Genomic DNA, 23,482 nt, shown 5'->3' on the forward strand with positions numbered 1-23,482 from the left:
GAAGCAGGTAGAGCGTAATCGCAGTAGTCATCGCAACCTCCCGCCTACGGGCCCGGCACCCACCGAGCTTTGCCACCATCTTTAGAATGGCACTCGAACCACGAGCTCATGAACAGCTCTTCTCGTCCGGAGCTTGTCGATGCCCAGACCCAAGAGGTCGTCTCATCCATCGACAGCGCCACCGAACTCGCGAAGCTTGGCGACTCCATCGCCGGGCTGGATGCTGCATCCTGGAAGCTCGTCTCGTCGGCGCCAGATGACTGCGTGGCGGACCGCTCGCTGCGCTTCTACACCAACCCCACCGAGACCTTGCTTGGATCCAGCAGCGACCAAGACACCGAATCGCTCGACATCACGCTATACGGCGATACCGACTACATCACCATGTACATCCCCGCCATGGATCTTACGCTCGACTTTGAGCTGCCGCAGCAAGACATCGATACCCTGGGGTCCCTCTTGTAGTAAATCGCCGCGCATTCGGCGGGCGCCAAGCAACTCGGCACCGCATCAACTAAAACCAGCAGAGCGGACCCCGCGCAAAGCGAGGCCCGCTTTTTCAAGCACCACGCGCGTGGTGGCTTTCGAGCGCATGCAAGCCACCCAAGCCATAGCGGACCAAACGGGCTTTGCCCCCGGCGACGAACTCTTCGCCATCGAACGCATCCGCACCATCGATGGCGAGGCGCTCATTTTGGACCGCAACTTCTTCCTCGCCAGCGCAGCGGAGGGCCTCACGCCGCAAATAGCGGAAGCCTCTATCTACAACTATCTAGAGAACACGCTGGGCATCACCATCGCCATGAGCAAGCGCGAAATCACCGGCGAGCGCGCGACCGATCGCGACCGCGAACTCCTTGATTTGGACGATGTCGACTACCTCGCCGTGGTCAAGAGCCAGACCTTCGATGCACAGGGCACCATGATCGAGTACACGCAGTCGCGCCATCGCCTGGACCACTTCTGCTTCCGCAGCACCGCGGTGCGCCAAAACGTGTAGACGGAAGGCGGAGCATGCAAATCCATCATCGTTCGAGAGAAGGACGGTGTGTCAAAAAAGGGCTTAGTGCGGGACTTAGGTCAAATAGTGCGTTAGTGCGGACTGGAGGCGGCCCGGCGCGACTTCTGTATGCATCGATCATCATCGCCCGAGCCTTCTAGCTCGGATAATTGGAGAGGCCTATTCATGAGGTACCCTTACTATATCTCCCTCTTTCCGCACTAACGCACTATTTGACACTCCAAGGCCCGCACTAAGCGACTATTTGACCTAAGTCCCGCACTAAGCCATTATTTGTCACTCGCTTCCCGGAGCCAGTTGACTCCCGGCGCGGGCTGCCTCCCAGAACTGGTTGCCTCCCTACCCGATTGCCTCCCTGCCCCGGGCTGCAGGATTTGCATCGCACCCCCTAAGTCGTCAGCAGGCGAAGTCGTTAGCGGGCGTCCGCCCCTCATTCGATGAAAGCAACAAAAATGCCCAGAATGGCTGCCATCTTGCATACCATTCTGGGCCTTTTATTAGGTCTCATCAATTCCAAGCTCAAAGCAAGGAACGCAGGAGCCTCGAAAAGCCGACTACTCCATGCGGAGGCCGACTTCCTTAAGCTGACGCGCGGAGACGGCGCTGGGGGCGTCGGACATAAGGTCGGAGCCGGAGCTGGTCTTGGGGAACGCCATGACCTCGCGGATGGAATCGCAGCCGGCAAGCAGCATGCAGACGCGGTCGAGGCCGAGCGCGAAGCCGCCCATGGGGGGTGCACCGAACTCGAGGGCGTCCATCAGGAAGCCAAACTGCTCGCGAGCGCCCTCCTCGGTGAAGCCGAGCATCTCGAGCATGGCGAGCTGCATCTGCGCGTTGTGGATGCGCATGCCGCCGCCACCGGCCTCGTAGCCGTCCATGACAAAGTCGTAGGTGCAAGACCCCGCGGCCAGCGGGTTGGCCTTGATGGCCTCGAGGTCATCCGTATCAGGCAGGGTGAAGGGCTGATGCTCGGCGGCGTACGCCTTGCGGTCCTCGTCCCAATGGAACAGCGGGAAGTTGACCACCCACAAAAAGTCGTGGCCCTCGCGGGGAACATCCAGGGCGTCGGCCATGTGGCAGCGCATGCCGCCCAGGATCTCGTCGGCGCCAAGGCGATCGGCGACGGCGAACATGACCAGGTCGCCGGGCTGAGCGTCCATCTCGGCGCGCAGGGCGGCCATCTCCTCGTCCGTAAAGAACTTCACGATGGGACTGTTGATGGAGCCGTCCTCGCGGAAGGCGATCCAAGCCAGGCCCTTGGCGCCAAACTCGGCGGCGACGCCGGCGAGCTTGTCGATCTTGGCGCGCGGCCAGGTACCGGCACCCTTGGCGTTGAGCGCCTTGACGTACTGGCCATCGGTATTGGCAGCGCCGGCGAAGAGCTTGAAGGAAGAGTTGGTAAAGATGTCCGTCACGTCATGGAGTTCCATGCCGTAGCGGGTATCGGGCTTGTCGGTGCCATAGGTGTCCATGGCGTCCCAGTACTGCATGCGACGCAGCGGGCAGGGCAGCTCGACGCCCATCTTGGCGAAGGCGTCGCGGAGCACATCCTCAAGAGCGCTCATGACATCGTCCTGCTCGACAAAGCTCATCTCGATGTCCACCTGGGTGAACTCGGGCTGGCGGTCGGCGCGCAGATCCTCGTCACGGAAGCACTTGGCAACCTGGTAGTAGCGCTCCACGCCGCCGATCATAAGAAGCTGCTTGAGCAGCTGCGGGCTCTGGGGTAGCGCGTAGAAGTGGCCGGGCTGGATGCGGCTGGGGACCAGGAAGTCGCGAGCGCCCTCGGGCGTGGACTTGAACAGCGACGGGGTCTCGACCTCCATGAAGGCGCGCTTGTGCAGGGCCTCGCGGATGGCGAAGGTGAAGTCGGAGCGCATCTGGAGGTTGGCCATCATCTTGGGGCGACGGATATCCAGGTAGCGATAGCGCAGGCGGATGTCCTCACCAGCCTCGATGTGATCCTCGATCTGGAAGGGCGGGGTCTTGGAAGTGTTGAGCACCTCGATATGAGAGACCAGCACCTCGATCTCGCCCGTAGCGAGCTTAGCGTTGGACTGGCCCTCGGGGCGCTCGCGCACCACGCCGGTAACCTTGATGGGCCACTCGGAACGGATGGTCTCAGCGGCGTGGAACGCGGTGCCGCCGGAATGCTCGGGGTCGAAGGAGATCTGCGTAACGCCCTCGCGGTCGCGCAGGTCGACGAAGATCAGGCCGCCGTGGTCGCGGCGACGCCACACCCAACCGGTGAGGGTCACCTCCTGGCCAATGTGCTCGAGACGAAGCTCGTTGCACGTATGCGTGTGCATAGAGTGGATTTGGGTCATAAGAACCTCCTCATCCGTGCCACCCCGTGTCGTTACGGGCGGCTTGCTGTACAGATGGCCCCGCCTGCGTAGACCGCGCAACGAGGCTGCTCGCAAACGACTCGGACCGACCGGTCGCGTGCGGCAAGTCAATAGGATAACGGATGTGCGGCGCGGCGGCCAAAAGAACCGGCGCATCCACCCGCTCTTAACAGGGATGTGACATTACCTTCAGCGCTCTACAACGCCACGGGGGCCTGCAAGCAGCAGAAATCCACGCGATGCTCCTCGTTATAACTGACGGTATCCATGAGGCAAAGGTCGCATACGTCGTCTAGCACGCGAAGCCCATGGCTCTTGGCGTGCCCAATAAACTCCCTGGCGCCTTGCGGATCATAGGGCATACCCCACCTGCTGCAGCATAGATAAATCCCTTCTGGCAGCAGACGAACACCGCTAAACGCCGATGGATCAACGCCAGCGGGAAGAAAGGCGACGGTCCCCGCCCCCGCAAGGGGGTCATCGCCTTCAAGCTCATCGTAACGCAGCATGGCCCCCCATCCCCTAAACGGAGACGCGCCGCCCTCGTCGCGCATGCGCGCAAGCAGCCTCATAAGCGTGGTATGGAGCACGCGTCTATCGATGGCGCCATCGTCAAACTGCTCAAACACAACATAACGGTCGGGATAATGACGAAGATGCGGCACGCCCAAGCGCTCTTTCCAATAGAGCACCTCTTCGTAGAAGCACAGCCGCTCGTGCGCGCCGTCGCGCTTTGCCCGGAGACGATCGATTTCCCCATCAAGGCGTTCGACTTGATGGGCGAGGCAGCTTACCAGGCTATCCGGGTCCGGTCGCCTTAGTACCTCTTTAATCTCCTTGAGCTCTAGGCCCAAATCTCTCATAAGGCATATGAGGCGCAAAAACGGAATCTGCGTCGGCTCGTACAGACGATATCCCTCTTCATTTACATGTGCTGGGGCAAATAGGCCAATGCGGTCATAATAGATAAGCGTTTGACGAGTAAGACCAAACATCGCCGCCATCTCGCTTATGGAATACGCATTCCCCTTCACGTGGTCACCCCCTAAAACCGCGCAGAGCCCCCGGTGGACACCAGGGACTCTATTGTAGATAAGGACATGGAGGCGCGGCAAACGCGTTTTGCAGCATGCGCAGCCACGTGCAAAAGGCTATATGGGCTGCCGACATGACACGTGGCATCGACCCGATACCCGGCAGCGCCAAACATCTGCCTCTTTCAGCGAATACCGGTACCGGCCACCGTTAACTCCAACGCTGAAAACCCTCGGGCTCAATACCGAAAGCGTCCAATGCCTTGCACGCGACATGGTGCACCATCTGGTCCACCGTCTGCGCGCCGTTGTAGAACGTGAGCAACGGCGGTAAAAGCACCACCCCGGGAATGCGGACAAGGCGCTGCATATTATCGACGTGGATGGAATTGAACGGCGTTTCGCGCACCATGAGCACCAACGGACGGCGCTCTTTCATGGTTACATCTGCCGCACGAAGCAGCAGGTTTTCCGAATACCCGCTTGCAACTCCCGCCAGCGTTTTCATAGAGCACGGAGAAACAATCATGCCAGCGGTTTTGAAGGTTCCGCTTGCAATCGCGGCTCCGATGTTACGGTTGTTGTAAACCACGTCCGCATGCGAGCAAAACCCATCGACGCCAATAGACAGCTCTTGCTCGATGGTCAGCTCCGCGCCGCGGGTGAGCACTAGATGGCTCTCAACCCCCGCCGCCCGCAATCCATCAAGAACCGCAAGGCCCAATGCCGCACCGCTTGCCCCAGAGACGCCAACGACGATGCGCCTCGACCCTGAATTATCCATCTATGCCTCCCGCCTCTAAGCCACCGCGCCAAATCAGATTGGCAACCACGCCCTCCGCAAAACAAGTTGGGACAATTAGCAAGGCGAGACACCGGGCGGGACCCTACCCAATACTCCCGAGTACACCCCGCGTCCAAAGTTGCCCCTTATCCGATCAGCGGCAAAATAAGATCTGCAAACATCCAGCTAAAGGGCATGATAAGCACCATGGCGGGCAGCATGTTCGCAATGGGAAAACACTTGATTCCGCAAATTCTAAAGCCGGTGCAAAGCATGAGAACACCGCCGCACGCGCGGAAGTCTCCCATCATGACCTCATTGGTGAGCGGCATGATGACGCCGGCAAGCACAAACAGCACCGCCATGATAACCGCTTGGGGAATACCGATCAGCGGGGTCATGAAGCCCAGATCCGCAGCGAAGATGGCGGCGGTAAAGAAGTCAAGGATCGCCTTGGAAATAAGAATCGACTGGTCGCCATTAAGGCCGGACTGCAGTGCGCCAAAGATGCCGGTACCCGAAGCGCAGAACAAAACCACCGCGGCGATGTAGCGGCTCATCCATTCGTCCTCGCTCATGTCACCCGAGGGCTCGCTTCTAACCAAAGCGGACACAGGGCCCTGCAGCTTGGCGGCGACACCCGAGATGCCGCTTTCGAGGTGGACCAGATGGCCCACGGCGGTCCCCACGATAATCGCGAGCATGAGCGCCGGCAACGTCTGCAGCTTAACGATATAAGAAATGCCCATGGTCATGGAGCAGGCACCGAAGATGAGATTAAGGGTGGTGCGCAGATCCTTGGGCAGCTTGGGCCCAAGCAAGGCGCCCGCGATGCCGCCGAGAATAACGGCGGAAACGTTGATGATAATGCCCGAAGGGAAGTAAGCTGGCATAGCGATTCCATTCTGTTCGAGAATAAAAAGGCGTGGGCACCGCGGATGCAAGGTACTGCGATTGCGCGCCCACGCCCTTACAACGTAATACTGCTAGTCGATAAACCCGGGCACCCAATGGGAGGGGTCAACGTCTTTGAACTTAGAACGCTGGAAGCGGTGCTTTTGATCGTAGGGTACGGTACAGTCAAAAATGGTCTTGCACGCAATACCGTGGTCACGAATTGACGGGTCGCACGCGGGATCATTTGACGGGTCAAGCGGATGGCAGCGCACCCCAGGAATGGTGATGCAGTCCACATCGCCCTGAAAACGGGTGTTCATTGCCCAGATGACATCGTTCATATCAAAGGGATCAACGTCCTCATCAACCAAGAACACGTGCTTGAGCTCGGGGAATGCCGAGAACGCAAGGAGCGCCGCCTGACGCTGACGGCCCTCATCGGAGGGAACCGTCTTCTTGAACTGAATAACCGCCATGAACTTGCCGCCACCAGGGGTAGCCGCGTAAACGTTTTGCACGCGACCAGGCATGGCGCGGTCAACCATAGATAGGATCGACGCCTCGGTGGGAATACCCGCCATGGACACGTGTTCCTCGGATGGACCGATTACCGTCTGCATGATGGGATTGGTGCGGGTTGTGACGCACTTAACCTTTATGACCGGAACCTGCTTGGGCGCAACGCCGGTATAACCAGGGAACTCTGGCATTGCCTTGCCAGTACCGGAGTTTTGATCCTCCTCCACATAGGTGTTGGGCAGCAGCTCGCCCTCGATAACATACTCGGCGTTGGCGATGCAATACTCGTCGATTGTCTTGCATCGGGCCAGCTTGACCGGCTCCTTACGGATTGCGCCCGCAACGGAGAGCTCATCGTAGCCAATAGGCGTGGTAGGCGGCTCAAAACATGCACCGATCTCGATAGCCGGGTCCACGCCAATAGAAATCGAGATGGGAAGCGGCTTGCCCAGCGCCTCGGCCTTCTCGCGGAAGGCACCCAGATGACGGGCGCCCGGGGTGAAAAACATGGAGATGGTATCCGGACCTTGCAGGCACAGGCGGTGAATAGTCACATCGTGTTCACCGGTCTCGACGTCATGGGCGTAGCACATGCCCATCGTGATGTAGGGGCCGGCGTCCTCTTCGGTATTGGTGGGAGCGGGCACCAGCTTGCGCACGTCGAAGCCCGGATCGTCCGCCATGTATACAATTTCCTGGCAGGCCGCCGCCTCTCCCTCAGCGATAACCTGCGGAGCGATGGGGTTCGCAACGGAGTCATTGAGCATGAAGCCCAATCGCTTAGGGTCGCAATCGAGCAGGTAACCCACACGGCGACGACTGGCGAGCAAGCCGATCGCCACGCGTGCGCCTGGATGGCCCTTCACGTTGTTGAATACCATCGCGGGACCCTCTTTAGTGGGACGAGACACCGTTCCACCGGCGCCGATGTGGCGGTATACACCGGAAAGCTCCGCCATAGGATCCACTTCAACATCGGTTTCGATAAGCTGACCGTCAATGCCCTTGAGCAGCTCAAGGGCGCTACGCAAATCGTTGACCTTATTCGCCATTGTTCCTCCAACTCGGCCTCATGCTGCCCGACCATGCAGGCAACCCTGCAATACGCTGCGCATCACCTACGCAAGGATCTGGCAGCTCGTTATCCCAAGCTTGGACCGTGTAGCGACTATACAGTCAAGGTAGTTTTTCCAAATAAGGCAGAAGGTGCGCACGCTCCGTCACCGCTGCCCCATCTCCCTAAACGCCCGCTCCCCACAGTCAACCAAACGGTCAATAAGAGTTCGCACAGACCCCATCATGAGGCGCAGGTCTTTTTCCGTTGCGCGCTCAACATGCAGCCCCACGCTCGCAGCGCAGGGAACCCTAAAACGGGTCGCCAACGCCGCGGCGATATCGTGAGCGGGAATTTCATCTCTATGACAGGGGACACAAAGGAGACTCACTGTCGCCGTTCTATCTGACTCCGGTCTTGGGATGGCCTGCGCGGTCGCCCCTAGGTGAGCGTAATTCGGCGACACCGCCGTAACGGTGATGCCGCGCGGCATCACTACCATTTGAGCAACAATGCTATATGGACCATCGTCCACCCGCACCTCGTCCACCAACACCATCGCGTACCTCCGATACGCCGAGTCCGCTTCTCATGCCATTCATTGTGGTCCGTATTGCAACTATACGGTCAAGCCGGCAAACGCGCGGTTCACGTTGTCGCAGCGGCTGCTCTTGCATGCTTATCGCTGCTATGCGAGGGCGGCATATACCTGCTCCCCGTTCTTGCCTGTTTCTATTTCTTCCACAACCGCCGTGGCATCGCATGCTTGGGTGTCACGATGTGGTGCGCAATCCTATTTGCCAACGCATACCTTGGCTGGAGCTATGGTGCCACGGGGATTTCACTCTTCAGCACCCTATGTTTCGATGGCGAATGGATGATGGTCCCGATCGTTCCCCTGGCACTGCTCTACAACGGTGCACGCGGCCTCAACACAACCGCCGCGAAGAATCTCTTTTACTGGTTCTATCCCATACATCTGTGGATTCTCATGGCGGTCGCCCGCATGATGTAGCACCCCGCCATAACATCTGCGGCAATAGTTTTCGTCATATCAAATCAAAAAGCCCGAGCGTCCCCCAGAATACGAAGCCCATGCCCCATGGCATCAACCCGCTATCCAAGCAGCCATTCATCGTACGTGACAACTGCCGCAGCCGATGATTTAAAACCATGTTCTACCCTTGAGACAACATACCGATTCGCCACGGGAATACCCAGCTCATCCCCCACGGTTTGAAGATGACGTGCGTGCGCATCGCGGTACGTTTGCCCCGACTTCACCTCAACGAGCTTTTTTTTCATGCGCATCGGTAAAATCCAAGAGGTCAACCTCGACTTTTCGGTCATCGCGATAGAAATACAGTTCTGGCCGAACGCCGCGATTGAGGTGTCTTTTTTGAGTCTCCGACACAATAAAGTTCTCGCAAATCGCACCGAAATACTCACTGGACACAAGCTGTTCAGCGCTAGAAATGCCCAGTAAGTAGCATAAAAGCCCCGTATCATGGTAATAGATCTTGGGACTCTTGGTAAGTCGCTTGCCAGCATTTCGATAATACGGTTGCAGCGTAAATGTAATGTAGCTCGCGTCAAGCATGGACAGCCAAGCCTTTGCAGTGCGCGCATCGATATCCGCATCGCGCGCGAGGCTCGAATAGTTCACAAGGTTTCCGGCGCTAAGAGCGCATAGTCGAACAAATCTCCTAAATGCAGCTAGATTCCTTACGTCAAGGTACTCGGCTACATCTCTTTCAACATATGTATCAAGATAGCTGGAGAAAAACATCGAGGCGGGCATCCCTGTGCTCAATAGGCGCGGATAACCGCCCGAGAACATAAAGCTCTCGGGACTGCACGCCGGGTTATAATCACGGCACTCTTCATACGAAACAGAAAGCAATTTGAGCAAGCCGACCCTTCCCGCCAGCGACTGGCCGATGCGCTTAGTGAGCAGAAAGTTCTGCGAACCCGATAAGATATATTGCCCCGCCTCACCACGCTCGTCCGACACTACCTGAATAACTGAAAACAACTCGGGAGCATATTGCGCCTCATCGATGATTAGTTTTGACGGACGAGTTCGAATGAACCCCACAGGATCTTCCAATGCCTCGCGGCGCAGCTGCGGGTCTTCAAGATTGGCATAAGCGTAAGCATCAAAAACACTCTTGACCAATGTCGACTTGCCGCTCTGACGAGGACCGGTTACCGAAAGGACTGGAAACCACTGCGCTTGCGCCCGCATCTGATCCGCCATGATTCGATTAATCATACGTATCCTCACCAGTGCCTTTCTCCAGGATTATGCATTAGTTATTTCCATAATATTACATTAGAGAATTCCAGAATTCGACATTAGGCTACTTTACGGCCTCCCGCCGCTCCGCCTTGTCAGACCGCAATGCGACAAAAACGACGCCTCTCCCTCTGACGCGCATGCTCATGCCCCACTCCCATCACCCAACTCGATGCCCATATCGTTCATCGGCATTGCAAACAAAAAGAGCCCGGACGCCTCCAAAGGCACCCGGGCTCAATTGCGCAAGCGTACAATTTGACGTTCAAGTCGCACGTGATCCACATGCGGACGAGGGACGAGGGTATTACCCCGTGTTCTGGAGACCTGCGGAGACACCGGTCACGGTGGCGAGGATCAGGCTCATGTACTCGGCCTTAGCCTCCTCGGACAGCTCGTCCTGGTTCATGCGGACCTCGCGCAGAGCGCGGACCTGCGCCAGCGACAGGGCATCGACAAACGGATTGCGCACGCGGACGGCGCGACCCAGCACGCGGCGCTTCTCAAGCGGCCAGGTGCTACCGGTGATGGCGAGCGTCCACTTGCGAGTGAGCTGCATCTCCTCGAACACCTTGGTCGCCAAGTCGTCGCGGTCGCCTAGGGCCAGGTACATCTTGGCGATGCGGAAATCGGTCTTTGCGATGGACATCTCGATGTTATCGATGAACGTGCTGAAAAGGGGCCACTCGGCATATGCCTGCTGCAGCAGCTCCAGGTCGCCCAGGGCCTCGCATGCACTGCCCAGACCGTACCACGCGGCCAAGTTGATGCGCGCCTGGCTCCAAGAGAAGACCCAGGGAATGGTGCGCAGGTCATCCAGCGATTTAGCGCCCAGGCCGCGCTTGGCCGGACGGCTACCAATGGGCAGCAGGCCAACCTCGGTCAGCGGGGTCACGGTGGAGAACCACGGAGTGAAGTCCGGGGTGTTCAGCAGATCCAGATAGGTGTTGTGCGCCACATCGTTCAGACGCGCCGCCATATCGGCGAAGCGCTCGGTGGTCTGGGTGTTGGTGCGCTCAACGGACGGCGCGGAGTTGAGCAGCGTTGCCGCCGCGACGCTCTCCACGTGGCGCTGTGCCAGCGCCGGGTTGCCGTAGCGAGCGAAGATGACCTCGCCCTGCTCGGTTGGCTTGAAGAAGCAGTTGACCGAACCCGCGGGCTGAGCCAGGACGGCGCGGTTGGCAGGACCGCCACCACGACCCACGGCACCGCCGCGGCCGTGCATCAGCACCAGGTCGATGTCATTGCGCTCCGCCCATGCGGCGATGCGGGCCTGCGCGGAATGCAGGGCCAGCGTAGCCGTGGTGGGGCCGGCGTCTTTGGACGAGTCGGAGTAGCCCAGCATGACCTCGAGGCGGCGGCCGCTCTGCTCCAGACGGCGCTGGACCGCGGGGATCGCGAGCATGTCGTCCAGAACATCGACGCAGTTCTCAAGGTCTTCAAGCTGCTCGAACAGCGGAATAACGTCCACCACGGGCACGTCCTCCGGATGGGCGAATGCCAGCTGCGCCAGCTCGTAGACGTCGGCGACGTTCTGCGCGCTCTTGGTGAACGAGATGATGTAGCGGCGGGCGGCCTTGATGCCAAAGCGCTTCTGGATGCTGCCCAGCGCGCGGAAGGTATCGAGCACCTCGCGGGTCATAGGGGCGAGCTCGCCATGGATTCCGTGCTCGCGGATATCGTCCAGGGCTCTGGTGTGAACCACGGAATGCTGGCGGAACTCGGTCTCGACCATATGGAAGCCAAAGGTCTCCGTCTGCCAGATGATGGTCTGCACCGGCCCGTATGCCGCGCGGACCGCACCGGACGCGGCGAGAGAGCGCTGGACCACGCGCAGGTCGCCCAAGAACTCCTCGGCGCTGTTGTACATGGTGTCCGCGTTGCGGGCAACGGTGGCATCCAGGCGCGCGGCCATGACCAGCATGACGGCGCGATGGGGCTCTGACGCGGAGATGGTCATGGCGCGATCGGTGAGGACCTCGCTCATCTCCACCTGATGGTTCCACAGGTTGAGCAGCTCGTCGGTGGGCTTGGTGTACTTGGCCTCGAGGGTGAGGTTGCGGCCCACGCGACGGCACTTGTTGGCAAGGGTGGACACCATGTGCGTAGCGAACTTGGCGGCAACCTGACGGCTCACCTTGGCGGTGACGTTGGGGTTGCCGTCGCGGTCGGTGCCAATCCAGCTACCCGGATGGAAGAATGCGGGGCAAACGGGCGGCACCGTGCCCGCCTTGTCACCCAAGATCCAGTCATCGAAACGACGATAGACCATGGGGATGGTGTCGAACAGCGTGTTGTCGAAGATGTCGATGATCGTGTCGGCTTCCTCTACCGGCGTGGGCTTCTTGGGCGCCACGGGCGAGGTACGAAGCAGCGCGTCGATCTCCTGCAGAAGATGACGCTCGTTCTCCATAAGGTCGGAGCCGCCCAGGCGCGGGCGCTCCGCCAGCAAACGGGAGATGCGGCGGATCTTGCCCTCGACCGCCTTGCGACGGGCCTCGGTGGGATGCGCCGTGAAGACGGGATGGAACTCGAGGCGGGCCAACAGCTCGTTGGCCTTATCCTCGCCCACCTCATCGATCATCTGGCGGTAGGCAACGGTGAGCTCGTTGACCGGATCGACCGCGGAATCGATGGACACGCGGCTCTCGCGCTTGCGCAGGGTCTCGACGCGGTAGTTTTCCTCAGAGAGGTTCGCCAGATGGAAGAACGTGGTGAAGGCGCGGACGATGATCTGGGCGCGGTCGAGAGACAGCGAGTCGATCAGCTCGATGGCGTCGCGGAACGCATCGGCGGTAGCGCTCTGAGTGGTAGGGATGCCCTGCTCGTTGGTGGGGTCGCCCGCCGCCTCCTCGCCGGGGTTTCCCTCGTTGGCGGCGATGACGCTGGCAAGCAGCTTATCGAAGATGTTGCAGATGTCCTCGTCATACTCGCGCAGGACCTTGCGCTCCAGGCGTACGAACAGCGCCAGGTGGTCGCGGAGCTCGGCGGGGATATTGATCTCGCCCAAAGCTTCCACGGCGGCGCGCGCCTCATCGATGTCGATGCGACTTACCCTTACGGGCGCCTGGGTTTCTAGATGTTCTGCCACGGTGCCTCCCCTTCCATCATTGGGAACGTGACTAACAAAACAAAGGTTGGACAATGCCGAAACGATTATATGCCCGCATTGGTTTACAGAGACGACGCTTTAGTTAGCGAAAGCAATCTTTAACGTTTCTCTAAAATCGGCGGACGAGTCGCTTTGTCCGGCAAGCGGCCGATAAAAACAGTAACCGCATGCCGCTTTCGCCGCAAGCCGTTGAAGGCAAAAACAAGAACCGGCCGCGGGCGCATGGCTCGCAGCCGGAATCGGGATGCAGTTACAGGCGGCCCAAAAGCTCGTCCACAAGCTCCGTGCGGGCGACCAGCTTCTCATCGCCCGTGCCCATATCGCGCAGGCGAACGTTGCCGGAGGCGAGCTCATCCCCGCCAATGACCACCATATATGCGGCGCCAACCTTATCTGCCTGCTTGAACTGGCTCTTCAGCGAGCGGCCCTGGTAATCGCACTCGGTACGGATGCCGGCAGAGCGCAGCAGGTTCGCAAGGGAGAACACCTCGCCGCGCAGCTCGGCACCGGCGTTAGCCACGTAGACGCAGCGCTCGACGTCATCGGCCATCTCTCCGCCAAACGCCTCCAGGGCGAGCATGGCGCGCTCGAAACCCACGGCGAAACCGACGCCCGGCGTGGGCTTGCCGCCCTCCAGCTCGACCAGGCCGTCGTATCGGCCGCCGCCGCCAATGGAGCCAACGCCCGCGCCGGGGGCCTCGACCTCGAAGACGGTGCGGGTGTAGTAGTCGAGGCCGCGCACCAGCGTGGGGTCCTCGACGTAAGCGATGCCTGCCTCGTCCAGGTACTGCTTGACCTTGGCATAATGGTCGCGGCACTCGTCGCACAGGTGCTCGGGCATGAGCGGGGCGTCCGCCATGACCTGGTGACAGTGCTCGTTTTTGCAATCAAAGGCGCGCAGAGGGTTGAGCTCGGCGCGCTCGCGGCACTCGTCGCACATCTCGTCCGCATGGTCCAGGATGAACTGGCGCACCTTATCGCGATAGGCGGGGCGGCACGCGGGGTCTCCCATGGAGTTGATCAGCAGGCGCAGCTTAGAAAGGTCGAAGCCCAGACGCTCGTAGAAGCGCATGAGCATGATGATGCACTCGGCGTCCGCCGCCGGGTCCGGAGCGCCCAGCCACTCGATGCCCACCTGGTGGAACTGGCGCAGGCGTCCCTTCTGCGGGCGCTCGCCGCGGAACATCGCCTCGGCATAGTACAGCTTCACGGGAGCGGCGCCCTGCGGCACCAGGTTGTTCTCGACCACCGCGCGCACCACGCCGGCCGTACCCTCGGGACGAAGAGCCAGGCGCTGCTTGGCCTTGAGCTTTGCGTCGGTGCCCTCCTGCAGCACGCGCTCGAAGTTGGCACCGGAAAAGACGCGGAACATCTCCTTGCGGACCACGTCGGTGGACTGGCCGATTCCGTGGACAAAGACGTCCAGCTGCTCGATCGCCGGAGTCTCGACGGCCTCGAAACCAAAGGGGCCAAATACCTCCGCCGCCACGTCCTGCATCTTCTGCCATGCGCGCATGTCGCGCCCGATAAGGTCCTTGGTGCCCTCAGCCCTCTGTGCCTGCATGCGACCATCCTTCCTTGCAGCTTGCTGCCAACTATTTCTTCGCCCAAGATATGGTTAACGGACGAGTATTTCCAACTGCACCATTATATGTGCTTGCCAAGGCCCGTTGCCCTGCCTGCGGTATCATACGCTCCAATACTACACGACCCCGCCGCAGCCATAGCAAGCCGCCAGATTTAACTCGCGCCTACGTCTCTGCGAGCGGGTCCGTTTTACAAGGGAGAAGCAATGCGTCAGTTCAGGAACGATTACAGCGAGGGTGCCGCGCCGGAGATTCTCGACGCGCTGGTCCGCACCAATGCCCAGCAGACGCCAGGGTACGGCGAGGATGAATTCTGCGCCGCCGCAGCCGACCTCATCCGCGCCATCTGCGGGCAGCCGGATGCCTTTGTGAAGTTCATCCCCGGCGGCACCGCGGCAAACATCCTTGCCATCTCCGCGCTTACGGACGAGTTCGAGGGGCCCGTTCTCGCTGCAGACGCGCACCCCACCATCCACGAGACGGGCGCTATCGAAGGCACCGGACGCCGCCTGCTGGCCACCCGCGACCCCTTTGGCATCCTCACCCCTCAGGAGGCCGAGCGCGTCTGGCGCGACATGACGTCCGGCGGCTGCCATACCACCCGCCCGGGCATGATCTACTTCTCCAACACCACCGAGTTTGGCCACGCATATACCCAAGCGGAGTTTGACGCGCTGTGCGACTGGGCGCAGTCCCATGATCTCGCCGTCTACGTCGATGGTGCCCGCATGGCTAGCGCCCTCACCTCGCCGGGCTGCGATCTCACCCTTGAGCACCTTGCCGCACGCGCCGACGCCTTCACCCTGGGCGGCACCAAGGCGGGCATGCTGTTTGGCGAGGCACTGGTGGTAAACCCGCGTAGCGACCGCGCGAAACGCGCTATCGACCGCATCCCCTACCTCACCAAGCGCGCCGGCCTTCTCAACGCCAAGGGCCGCCTGATGGGCGTGCAATACCAGGCCGCCTTCACCGCTCCCGCCGGCGGCGGCACCATGGACGCCCCTTACTGGCGCTACGCAGCCCAGTCCAACGCCTGCGCCGCCGCCCTCGCAAGCGGCTTGCAGAACGCTGGCTTCGAGCTCTACCTCGACGTCACCGGCAACCAGCAGTTCGTCTGGGCCACGCGCGAGCAGGCTGCACGTTTCGCCGAGGCTTGCGGCGCCGAAACCATGGTTGCCGAAGATCCTACCGGCGCCGATCGCGTGGTGGTGCGCTTTGTCACCAGCTGGGCGACTTGCATGGATGACTGCGAGGAACTCATCGAGTTTGCACGCACGCTGTAGCGTCTTTTCGACCGAGCCCGTTTGTCTTTCCGTTGCCCCGAATACCCTTTTGGCATTAGAGGGCCCTTAAAGCATGCGACATTCCTTGGACCAAGGGGGCAGATCGCCTCTTTGGTCCTTTTTCACCTTGCAGAGCGCGCCTTTCGCCCGCCCGAATCGACACATTTTCGAGGTTGTGGCGGATGATTGCATTGAAAATGGCTGCCCGCTTTATATACATTGCAAGTAGCAATTATTCACCTGCGATTTTGTTGGCGTTTAGCGGCAGCTACTCGGCACTTTTTAAAATCGATGCAATTCTCCTTCACTTTTGCACGGACAGCACGCCTATGCCTCACGCAAGGCCATAATAATGCCCCGTAATAGCGCGGGATGCACTGAGGCGCAACCACGCCGCATGCACCCCACGCTATAAACGGGGCCTTCATACCAGATATCAAACGCCAGGAAACAGGTACTAACGAATAAAGTTGGTCTTGGCGTTATGTACGCGACCGGGATAGGCGAAGCCGGCATCCCGGCCCGCCTTGATGCAGCGAATCAGCCACGCCATATTGAGGCCCAGCTGCTGCATGGTAGCCAGACCTTCCTCATCCCTCATCGCCTCTTCCGGCGTATTGCCGTGGATCTGGTTCCAATAATAGGACGAGACAATGGGCATGCCCGTAATGGTGAAATACTTGTTGAGCTGGTCGAACGCCGCGCTGGCACCGCCGCGGCGGCAGCTTACAACGCTGGCGCCCGCCTTGCCGGACCAATCGACCGCACCCGTATAGAACAGACGGTGCATGGCCGATGTCACCTGACCCGATGCGGCGGCGTAGTGGACCGGCGAACCGATCACGATACCGTCTGCCTCGTTAGCGAGCGGGATCAGTTCGTTCACCACGTCATCGTGGACACAGCGTCCCGTCTTACGGCATGCGTTGCACGCCATGCAGCCCGCCAGAGGCTTTGAGCCCAACCACACTATCTGCGCGTCGACGCCACCCTCGGCAAGGCCCTTCGCCACGTACTCCAGCGCCAGGTTGGTGCACCCCTGCCTATGCGGGCTTCCGTTAATAAGCAATGCCTTCATGGTTGCCTCCCAAATCTTCTTGCATACTCTTTGCTCTGTAGCAGCAAGCGCTACAGCAAGTAAGACTTTTGCCGTTTTGCGCACTTGACCGCAAACGCCTTGCGCGCGGCGCCCAGCGCCAGGCCGCCGCCAATCTCACGCGCCCCGCGCGGACACACGTCGATGCAGCGCATGCAGGATATGCACGTATCCGCATCGGTCTTGGCGGGATCCTCCGCGTCGATCGCGCAAACCGGGCACTGGACCACGCAGGCCCCGCAACGCACGCAGAGCTCCTCGTCTACCTGCGGCTTGAACGGAACACCGCCAAACTCCCTATAAGGACGGCCACCCGGCACGCTCCCTAACCGAGCATCCCTCGCGCATGCGGCATGAGCAAGTTTGGACGAGGCTTGGCGCGCGAGCTCGTCCACCACGGAGAGGTCATCTTGATCGGGCCTACCCTGCGCGACGTTGGTCATAAGCGAATGGTGCGCGACCACGGCGGCGGCGCCCACGGGTGCCATCCCCTTGGACTCGAGCATGTCCGCCAGCTCGATAAACGTATCGTCCACCGCACGGTTGCCGTACGTTACCAACATGACGGCGGGAGCGTCTACGTGCTCGACCTTGCTCAGTCGCGCCGCCACGGGTAGAGGGATGCGACCGCCGTACGAAGGCACCGCGACAACCGCCAACTCGTCATCGCCGATGGACGGCACGGCGGACGACGCCGGCGTGATATCGTCCACCGCGACCTCAACCTGCATCCCCTGCCGTCCGCATTCCCCGGCAAAAGAATCGCAAAAGCGGCGGGCCACCGTCATGGTTGTCCCCGCGCCGGTGAATACCAAAGCATGTACGCGCGTTATCTGCATGTTCTCCTCCTTAGATAAAGAAAAGAGCCCCGGACAACCAGAGCTCTTCAATAGTACTTCTTTCGCTCGCATCATGGGAAACCGCGCCGCCGCGATTGCGCTGCATTGCAAACGCCGCCCTAAAACGCCGCCCACGCGCTCTTCGCTATACGCGTCCTTTCCTGCGGTCGGGAAGCAGCTTGGCCAAAAAGCTGAAATGCGTCTCTGACAGCACGATGGACAAGAAGATGAGAACAAAGCCCAAGACCAGCTTCGCCGTAAGGACCTCGCCCGCCATGATAACGGAGAACAGCACGCCAAACGGGCTCTCAAGGCTAAGGAGCAGCGAACCGGTCGCGGGCGGCACGTGGCTGAGCGCCTGGTTCTGCAGCAGCAGGCCCACCGTGGTGCACATGACCGCCAGAAACGCCAGCTGCCCCACAACCGTGGGCGTCCAGGCCTCGGCGGGAACGCGGGGCTCCGCCACAAAGGAGGTGATCAGCGAGAAGAGGCCCACAAACAGGAACATCCAGCTGGTGAGCACGCTCACGTCGCGCGTGCGGCCGATGTGCCCGACAACCGCCATATCCAAGGCAAAGAACCCGGCGCCAACCAACGTAAGCAGGTCGCCCATTTGAATCGAGAAGTTGTCCAGAGCTACAAAACCAACGCCCACCAGGCACAGGACCGCTGAGCTGACGTGCCATTTTGTGATGCGCTCACGGAACAGGATAAACGCGATAAAGGGGACGAGGATACAGTACGTACCGGTCAAAAAGGCGTTCTTGCCCGGCGTGGTATCGACCAGGCCCAGCGTCTGGGCGCCGTATGCCGACCATATGACGCAGCCCATCATAAAGCCCAGCCCCACGTACTCAAAGTTGAGGTGAGCGCGAATCCTCTTATGGAAGAGAACGAACATGATGGCCGCGCTGGGAAGAAATCGCGATGCCAAAAGAGTGAAAGTGGGAATGGTGTCCAGCACGGTCTTCATGGTGAGGAACGAATATCCCCAGATAAGCGCCATGGACACCAGCATGATCTTCCAAAACAGCGGCGAGCGCGCGCCCGCGCCGCGCAGGGCGCCCGGCCCACGGTCCTCGGGTGCGACCTCGACGCCGTCACCGTCGCCAAACAGGTCGCGCTCGGACTCTTTCGCCATGGCGGCGGCAGCAGCGCTACCCGGCTGCACGCTATCCTTTTTCTCGTCAATCATCGTCTTCAACGATCTCCACGCCTCGCCTTCCCCCTCGTAGCGCACGCCGGACCTGCACGCGCACGCGTACTTCCAGGTCCCTCCCTTATGCGCCTTCTTCATCGCGCGCACATCTTCGATAGTGCGCACCGAACAAATGTCGTCTTCTACACGCCCGCGAATGTCGTCGGCCATATCCGGCTCCCCCCGCGCACTCCGAGCGTGGTGTCCGCACTCGCGCGCATGCGCAGGTGCCACTCGGCAACATCATGAAACGCCGGCCCCCCGGCATTCAAAAAACTGTACCATACGCCTAATGCCCAGCTCAACGCACCACGCTAAAGCGTCAGCGGCGGGTTTGATTATCTTTTAGCTAGCTTTTCTCATCCTGACGGCCCTTCTAGCTGATAGCGCGAATCAAAAGACGCTTAAACGTGAAAGCCGGCAAGATAGCCCTGCGACAAGCTCGCATATATTGCACGTGAACGTTTTGTATGAAGTGGCACAATATAACCATTAAGGGGTAGAATCAAATAAATACCAGCGGAACCCGTTCTAGATTAACAGTGCGCGGGCGACGCAAGGTGTTCTTTCTTAAGGGCTCGGCGGCTATCCGGGCCCTTACTTTTGCCTTTCGTCTTCCGCGATGTGCTTACGTCGATTCCATCGTTCGGACAGCTCAAAGAGCAGCCTTGCGATGCTTGAAAGCGCCCCAAGGGCGCGAATGACTTGCAGGATTGTATCCATAGGCTTTGCTCCTCTCGTGAGAAGCGCCGCCCGCACGCGGACTCCGCCGGTGGCGATACTATAACACCTTGGCAATAGCAATTTTGGCTGCCATTCATTTTCTACCGTACAGCTCATGACCAGCCGGCCGGCTCCCACCCAGCTAGCCCTATCTGAAGCGCCTTAAGCGGTTAAGCAAAAGCCCGTGATAATCAGAGCGCTAATCTAGCTCGCGCAGCGCGCAGGAAAGCTCGTCCAGACAGCAGCGCAGTGCCTCCTCTTGCGCGCAATAGCCCAAGCGAGCGCCGCACGGCAGCTCGAAGCGACTACCGGGGACCAGCAGCACACCACGGGACGCGAGCAGCTTTCTGCAAAACGTCTCATCGTCCATGGAAAGATCCAGGCGGATAAACGACGTGGACACGCCGCGTGGCGGCACCCAGCTCGCGCGCGGCTCGCCAGCGTTCCATTCCTGCACGATGGCGCGGTTGCGGAGCATAATGTCGCGGTTACGCGCCAAAAACTGGTCGCGATGACGCAAGACGTGGACGGCCATGGCGTCGTTGAAGACCCCGGCGCAAATAAGGCTGTAATCCCGGCACGTGCGCAGGCGATCGGCAAGCTCTGCGTCGCACACGGTCCAGCCAATGCGGATGCCCGGCACGGAATAGGTCTTGGAAAGGCTGTTGGTCGCTATACCGCGCTCGTACACGTCGACGATGCTGCAGTAGGAGTCTCTATCCTCGAGCGGCAGATACACCTCGTCCGAAAGCACATAGGCGCCAACGCTGCGGACTATCTGGGCGATTGCCTCCAGCTGCTCACGCGACAGGACCGTGCCCGTGGGATTGCTGGCGTTGTTGATGCAGATCAGCTTGGTGTCCGGGGTAACCAGGCGCTCCAACTCTTCGATGCGCGGCTGCCAGCCATCCTCCTCATGGATACGCCACAGGTCCACCTTCGCCCCCAGTGTGCGCGGAATCTCGTAAAGCGGCTGGTAGGTGGGGTATTCTACCACCACATGGTCGCCGGGGTTCACTAGCGTGTAGAGCACGGCCAGGTTGGCGCCCGTGGCTCCGTTCATCTGCAACACGTTATGGGGATCGATGCCGCGCCCGTCCACACCCTGGTAAAGTGCGGCCACCTCTTGCTTGAAATCCGGCGAACCCTCTATCCAACCGTAGTTTTGCTTCTTTGAACCCAGTTCATCATAGAAGGCGCGAGCACCCATGCCGGGGCCACCCTGCTCATCGTCCGCAAGCGCAAGTATTTCATCCGTCGTCAGCGAGGCGATGGTGGATTGGGCGATATCCAGCGTAGCGGACGTCTCCAGCTCGTTGAGCCACTCCTCGACCTCAATGGGCTTGATGTTCATAGACGCTAGCCTTTATAACCGCAGCCAGCCTGTACCCGCCTAGACCCTACCAAACTTGAAGGCGCTTGAGCGCATCGACTCGACCAGCGGCGAGCATCAAGCTTCGCGCTATGGCGGCAAGTTACTTAGAGTTACTTAGATCTACTTAGAAGTAAAAAGCGCCCGCCTGACAATTGCCAGACGGGCGCCTTCTATTCACTTATTCGGTCTGCGCGATTAGGCGCGGCCCACGGAACCCAGGTTCTCCATGCGGATCTTGACGATCTTGGTGATCTCCTCGGCACCGGCCTTGCCCGGGTTCTTGGGATCGAAGTTGTTGGGATTCTCGGCCATATACGCCATGTAGCCCTTGGTGTAGGCCTGACGCAGCTCGGTAGCGTAGTTGACCTTGCAGATGCCGTTCTTGACAGCCTCGGCAACCTGCTCATCGGGCACTCCGGAGGTGCCGTGCAGGACCAGCGGCACGTCGACGGCGGCGCGGATGGCTTTCACAACGTCCTGGTCGATGTGGGGCTCCTCGGTGTACACGCCGTGAGCGGTGCCAACGCCGATGGCGAGGCTGGTGCAGCCGGTACGCTCGACGAACTCCTTGGCCTCAACGGGATCGGTGTAGGGGGACTCGCCCTCGACCTCGACGTCGTCCTCCTTGCCGCCGACCTTGCCGAGCTCGGCCTCGACGGGGATACCCATAGCGGCGCCGGCGTCGGCGACCAGCTTGGTGAGGGCGATGTTGTCCTCGAAGGTCTCGTGGGAACCGTCGATCATGACGGAGGTGTAGCCGGTACGCAGGGCCTTCATGCAGCGATCATAGCCGTCGCCGTGGTCCAGGTGCAGGGCCACAGGCACGGAGGCGCGCTCGGCAGCGGCCTTGACCATGCCGTAGAAGTAATCCAGACCGGTCTTCTTGATGGTGCCAGAGGTGGTCTGCATGATGACGGGGGACTTGGTCTCCTCGGCAGCGGCCAGGACAGCCATGACGAACTCGAGGTTCTCGACGTTGAAGGCGCCGACGGCGTAGTGGTTCTTCTGCGCGTCGAGCAGCATCTCCTTGGTGGTAACGAGCATGAGCGTGCGCTCCCTCCTGTGCTCCGCTGGGTTTTGCGGGCACCTACATCGCCGACCCCCTATAGACCGGCGCTCCTTGTTTGATATTGTACGGAATCCGCGCAGATAGGTAGGCGAGCGACACGCAGGCAACGCTGCCGGCGCGCATATGGCAAGAAAAGGGAACGAAAGCCCGCGCTCCACCCTATCGCGACGCGGCGCTTGAAATTTCCTCGTCCACATCTTCTAATCGCTATAAAAGAAAGTGATACAAAGGCGTTTTCTTTCTTAAATAGAAAGAAATGAAAACTAGAATCTCCATAAAGGCGCTACACTTTCAGAGGAACCCATCCAAAGAGCCGGCAGCGCAATCATTAGAAGAGAAGCATCCGCTTGCAAAAGGAGACTCGCCATGGCAACCACCAATTCGCACTCGTTTGCCGAAGAACGGCGCGCGGCAATCATGTCCATGCTCGACCACAGCGCATCCGTGCAGGTAACCGAGCTGGCTCGCACTTTTGGCGTCTCCGTGGTGACCGTCCGCGCGGACCTGGACGCGCTGGAGTCCGACGGCAAGCTTCGCCGCACGCACGGCGGGGCGGTCTCGCTGCATAAGGCGCTCACGGTCTCCGTACAGGACCGTCGCATCAACGTCAACGCCGAGGCCAAGCAAGCCATCGCCCGCCGCGCGATCGAGTTGGTCCGCGATGGGGACACGGTGCTGGTGGACTCCGGAACCACCGCGCTGGAATTTGTCCGCATGCTCGACATGCGCTCCGGCGTCACCGTCATCACAGCGGACATCACCATCGCGGACTTCATCGACGAGAGCATGCCCACCGTCGACGTGATCTTACTTGGAGGCGCGCTGCGCAAGGGCCACCGCTACCTGCACGGCATGTTGGCGCTGCGCTCGCTCGAGGTGCTTCATGCCAACCTGGCGGTGCTCTGCCCCGGCGCCTTTGTGCCCAACCGCGGGTTCATGACAGACTACCCGCAGATGGCTCAACTCAAGCAGGCGTTTATTGGCGCCGCATCATCCGTCTGCGCGCTGATGGACGCCAGCAAGACGTCCGCGGACGGCCTTATGCGCTTTGCGGGCATCGAAGACGTCGAGGCCATTGTTATGGACGAGGACCCTGACGGGGTGGTCGCCGCCGCCATCGCTGAGCTACCCGAGGGCGCCCGAACGCCGCGATTGCTGCTGGCGTAGGCCTGGAGCAGGTCTGCCGCGCCGCGTTCCTCGCCGCATTCCCAGCTGTGGGCCCGGCGCGTCCCCTGCTGCGGCGAG

The 23,482-nt window shown here is 60.3% G+C and carries 20 protein-coding genes; 5 read left to right on the top strand and 15 right to left on the bottom strand.

The features are described from left to right. Window positions 1-108 precede the first annotated feature (108 nt). Window positions 109-465: a hypothetical protein gene (locus HMPREF9452_RS11915; protein ID WP_009140746.1), complete on the top strand. Its 357-nt coding sequence runs from the start codon at window positions 109-111 to the stop codon at window positions 463-465. 109 nt (window positions 466-574) lie between these two features. Continuing rightward, a complete protein-coding gene (locus tag HMPREF9452_RS11920) occupies window positions 575-1,000 on the top strand; it encodes a UTRA domain-containing protein (RefSeq protein ID WP_050797618.1) in 426 nt (141 codons plus the stop codon). Between the two features lie 575 nt (window positions 1,001-1,575). On the opposite strand, the gene aspS is transcribed toward HMPREF9452_RS11920, so the two are convergent. The 6 genes from aspS to lpdD form a co-directional block, all read right to left on the bottom strand. Continuing rightward, complete coding sequence (aspS, locus tag HMPREF9452_RS03595) at window positions 1,576-3,348, bottom strand: aspartate--tRNA ligase (protein WP_009140748.1); 1,773 nt, start codon at window positions 3,346-3,348, stop codon at window positions 1,576-1,578. A 218-nt stretch (window positions 3,349-3,566) separates the two neighbouring features. Then, on the bottom strand, window positions 3,567-4,403 hold the full coding sequence (locus HMPREF9452_RS03600; RefSeq protein WP_009140749.1) for a MerR family transcriptional regulator: 837 nt from the start codon (window positions 4,401-4,403) through the stop codon (window positions 3,567-3,569). Window positions 4,404-4,614: 211 nt separating this feature from the next. Beyond that, entirely contained in the window at window positions 4,615-5,187 is a 573-nt protein-coding gene (locus HMPREF9452_RS03605; protein ID WP_009140750.1) for a UbiX family flavin prenyltransferase, read from the bottom strand. A gap of 146 nt (window positions 5,188-5,333) precedes the next feature. Then, window positions 5,334-6,080 (bottom strand): DUF554 domain-containing protein, encoded by a 747-nt coding sequence (locus HMPREF9452_RS03610; RefSeq protein WP_009140751.1) that lies wholly within the window; start codon window positions 6,078-6,080, stop codon window positions 5,334-5,336. Between the two features lie 93 nt (window positions 6,081-6,173). Beyond that, complete coding sequence (locus HMPREF9452_RS03615) at window positions 6,174-7,655, bottom strand: UbiD family decarboxylase (protein WP_009140752.1); 1,482 nt, start codon at window positions 7,653-7,655, stop codon at window positions 6,174-6,176. 168 nt (window positions 7,656-7,823) lie between these two features. Beyond that, window positions 7,824-8,216: a prenylated flavin chaperone LpdD gene (lpdD, locus tag HMPREF9452_RS12325; RefSeq protein WP_009140753.1), complete on the bottom strand. Its 393-nt coding sequence runs from the start codon at window positions 8,214-8,216 to the stop codon at window positions 7,824-7,826. Between lpdD and HMPREF9452_RS11525 the strand changes: the two genes are divergently transcribed. Further along, window positions 8,103-8,672, top strand: coding sequence for a TraX family protein (locus HMPREF9452_RS11525; RefSeq protein ID WP_083821737.1), 570 nt, complete (start codon window positions 8,103-8,105; stop codon window positions 8,670-8,672). The two genes, lpdD and HMPREF9452_RS11525, sit on opposite strands and share 114 nt — an antisense overlap. A 270-nt stretch (window positions 8,673-8,942) precedes the next feature. Here HMPREF9452_RS11525 and HMPREF9452_RS03630 read toward each other — a convergent pair whose 3' ends face one another. The 3 genes from HMPREF9452_RS03630 to hisS all read right to left on the bottom strand — a co-directional run bounded on the left by HMPREF9452_RS03630 (window position 8,943) and on the right by hisS (window position 14,632). Then, entirely contained in the window at window positions 8,943-9,932 is a 990-nt protein-coding gene (locus tag HMPREF9452_RS03630) for an ATP-binding protein (protein WP_009140755.1), read from the bottom strand. Window positions 9,933-10,263: 331 nt separating this feature from the next. Continuing rightward, window positions 10,264-13,002, bottom strand: a complete 2,739-nt coding sequence (locus HMPREF9452_RS03635; protein ID WP_187116496.1) for a phosphoenolpyruvate carboxylase — start codon at window positions 13,000-13,002, stop codon at window positions 10,264-10,266. Window positions 13,003-13,318: 316 nt separating this feature from the next. Further along, entirely contained in the window at window positions 13,319-14,632 is a 1,314-nt protein-coding gene (gene hisS, locus HMPREF9452_RS03640; RefSeq protein ID WP_009140757.1) for a histidine--tRNA ligase, read from the bottom strand. 228 nt (window positions 14,633-14,860) lie between these two features. Between hisS and HMPREF9452_RS03645 the strand changes: the two genes are divergently transcribed. Further along, window positions 14,861-15,937, top strand: a complete 1,077-nt coding sequence (locus HMPREF9452_RS03645; protein ID WP_009140758.1) for a threonine aldolase family protein — start codon at window positions 14,861-14,863, stop codon at window positions 15,935-15,937. A 457-nt stretch (window positions 15,938-16,394) separates the two neighbouring features. On the opposite strand, the gene HMPREF9452_RS03650 is transcribed toward HMPREF9452_RS03645, so the two are convergent. The 6 genes from HMPREF9452_RS03650 to HMPREF9452_RS03670 all read right to left on the bottom strand — a co-directional run bounded on the left by HMPREF9452_RS03650 (window position 16,395) and on the right by HMPREF9452_RS03670 (window position 22,212). Then, on the bottom strand, window positions 16,395-17,015 hold the full coding sequence (locus HMPREF9452_RS03650) for a flavodoxin family protein (protein ID WP_009140759.1): 621 nt from the start codon (window positions 17,013-17,015) through the stop codon (window positions 16,395-16,397). Between the two features lie 50 nt (window positions 17,016-17,065). Continuing rightward, window positions 17,066-17,872, bottom strand: coding sequence for a 4Fe-4S binding protein (locus HMPREF9452_RS03655; protein WP_009140760.1), 807 nt, complete (start codon window positions 17,870-17,872; stop codon window positions 17,066-17,068). 145 nt (window positions 17,873-18,017) lie between these two features. After that, complete coding sequence (locus HMPREF9452_RS03660) at window positions 18,018-19,241, bottom strand: DMT family transporter (protein ID WP_009140761.1); 1,224 nt, start codon at window positions 19,239-19,241, stop codon at window positions 18,018-18,020. Window positions 19,242-19,667: 426 nt separating this feature from the next. After that, a complete protein-coding gene (locus HMPREF9452_RS12260; RefSeq protein ID WP_009140762.1) occupies window positions 19,668-19,793 on the bottom strand; it encodes a hypothetical protein in 126 nt (41 codons plus the stop codon). A 199-nt stretch (window positions 19,794-19,992) separates the two neighbouring features. Next, window positions 19,993-21,147: an aminotransferase gene (locus HMPREF9452_RS03665; protein WP_009140763.1), complete on the bottom strand. Its 1,155-nt coding sequence runs from the start codon at window positions 21,145-21,147 to the stop codon at window positions 19,993-19,995. A gap of 216 nt (window positions 21,148-21,363) precedes the next feature. Then, on the bottom strand, window positions 21,364-22,212 hold the full coding sequence (locus tag HMPREF9452_RS03670) for a class II fructose-bisphosphate aldolase (protein WP_009140764.1): 849 nt from the start codon (window positions 22,210-22,212) through the stop codon (window positions 21,364-21,366). Window positions 22,213-22,603: 391 nt separating this feature from the next. On the opposite strand from HMPREF9452_RS03670, the gene HMPREF9452_RS03675 reads away from it, so the two are divergent. Further along, window positions 22,604-23,404 carry a DeoR/GlpR family DNA-binding transcription regulator gene (locus HMPREF9452_RS03675; protein ID WP_009140765.1) on the top strand — a complete coding sequence of 267 codons (801 nt, stop codon included), beginning with the start codon at window positions 22,604-22,606 and terminating at the stop codon, window positions 23,402-23,404. The last annotated feature ends 78 nt before the right edge of the window (window positions 23,405-23,482 follow it).

This window comes from Collinsella tanakaei YIT 12063, assembly GCF_000225705.1.
GTDB classification, from domain to species: domain Bacteria; phylum Actinomycetota; class Coriobacteriia; order Coriobacteriales; family Coriobacteriaceae; genus Collinsella; species Collinsella tanakaei.